The following is a 1,445-nucleotide window of genomic DNA, read 5'->3' on the forward strand; positions in this document are numbered from 1 at the left end:
CCTTCTCCAGGGCCGATAGGCAACACCTCGGGACTGGTCATCCCCGACACGGCCCCCAACCTCCACGGAGCCACGGCTCCCGCCATCAAGCCCGTCGCCCAGGAAAAAAGCTGGTGGCAGCGCTGGGGCAGCGACGTTGTGCACACTGGTCTGGATGTCGTGGGCCTCATCCCCGGCGTAGGCGAAATTGCCGACGGCGCCAACGCTTTGATCTATCTTGCCGAGGGCGATAAAGTCAACGCTGCCTTGAGCGCGGCAGCCATGATCCCGGGCGCGGGGATGGCGGCCACCGGGGCCAAGTATGGGAAGAAGGCAGCAGCAGCGGCAACAGAGGCTGCAGGAAAAAAAATAGGACGAGAAGCAAGCGAAGAAGCCGCAGGGAAGGCTGCCAAGGAAACAGGTGCAAAGAAAGCAGACGGTAAGGGTGGCGGAAAGGACAAAGGGAAGCCCAAAAGGCACAAGGACTGTGGAAAAAAGGTGCCTTACAACGACAAAAAATCGCTCAAAGGCAGCGGGCTAGAGAAAGACCATACTCCTTCAGGTGCCGCTCTCGAAAAAGCTGCCGAAAACAAGATCAATGAACTAAGGGATTCTGGTGTAAAAATTAGCGATGCTCAAGCTTCAGAAATTAGAAAATCTGTCCGAAACAATGCACCCACAATTGCTGTTCCTCCAGATATTCATGCTGAAGGACAAACTTGGCGGTATAAAAACACTCCTGAAAGAATCTCTCAGGATGCGGGAAACCTCAATGAAGCTGTAAAAAGGAATACAGATGCTATCTCCAAGGCTATGGAAAACAAGGATCATGGATGCAAGGATGCCTATGACAAAGCTGCTCAAGAGTTGAGAAACATGGATTGGGATCAATATATTCAGGACGCCATCACCAACGGAACAAAGGCAAAGAAATGAATGCAATAGAACTGATGATTTTTTTAGGCCATAGTAGCACGCATGAACCGTTCGACGAGTTTTTAACCAAAAATGGCATTAAGAGTCGACCGAAAATAGGACGGTCATTGGACACGCTTATTCCAATAAAAGGACAAGGTCTTTCAATGTCATTCGAAATCGATGCAAAAGGAAATGGAATAGCACCCAAAAGTGAAGGCGCATTCATATTTAGTCAACTTGAAATTAGAATATCTGGAGATGTCGAAAAGAATGGAATTTACACCGGACCTTTACCTTATGGTTTAAGCGCAAATGACAGCAGGGATGCGATAGAAAAAAAACTGGGACAACTTAAGCGCTGTCTCTTATACACATCTGACGCTGCCGACGAAATGCGAACAGTGTAGATCTCGGTGGTCGGCGGATGATTAAAAAGGGGGGGGGGGGGGGGGGGGGGGGGGGGGGGGGGGGGGGGGGGGGGGGGGGGGGGGGGGGGGGGGGGGGGGGGGGGGGGGGGGGGGGGGGGGGGGGGGGGGGGGGGGGGGGGG

General features: G+C 52.9%; 2 protein-coding genes. One reads left to right on the forward strand and one right to left on the reverse strand.

The genetic code is table 11. The features are described 5' to 3' along the window. A partial coding sequence (locus tag JHD82_RS28930; protein WP_199140333.1) for a hypothetical protein occupies positions 1–915 on the forward strand: 915 nt, incomplete at its 5' end. A 333-nt stretch (positions 916–1,248) separates the two neighbouring features. Here JHD82_RS28930 and JHD82_RS28935 read toward each other — a convergent pair. After that, on the reverse strand, positions 1,249–1,445 hold a 197-nt coding region (locus JHD82_RS28935; RefSeq protein ID WP_199140335.1), incomplete at its 5' end, for a hypothetical protein.

It is taken from the genome of Delftia sp. ASV31 (assembly GCF_016428765.1).
GTDB classification, from domain to species: domain Bacteria; phylum Pseudomonadota; class Gammaproteobacteria; order Burkholderiales; family Burkholderiaceae_C; genus Comamonas; species Comamonas acidovorans.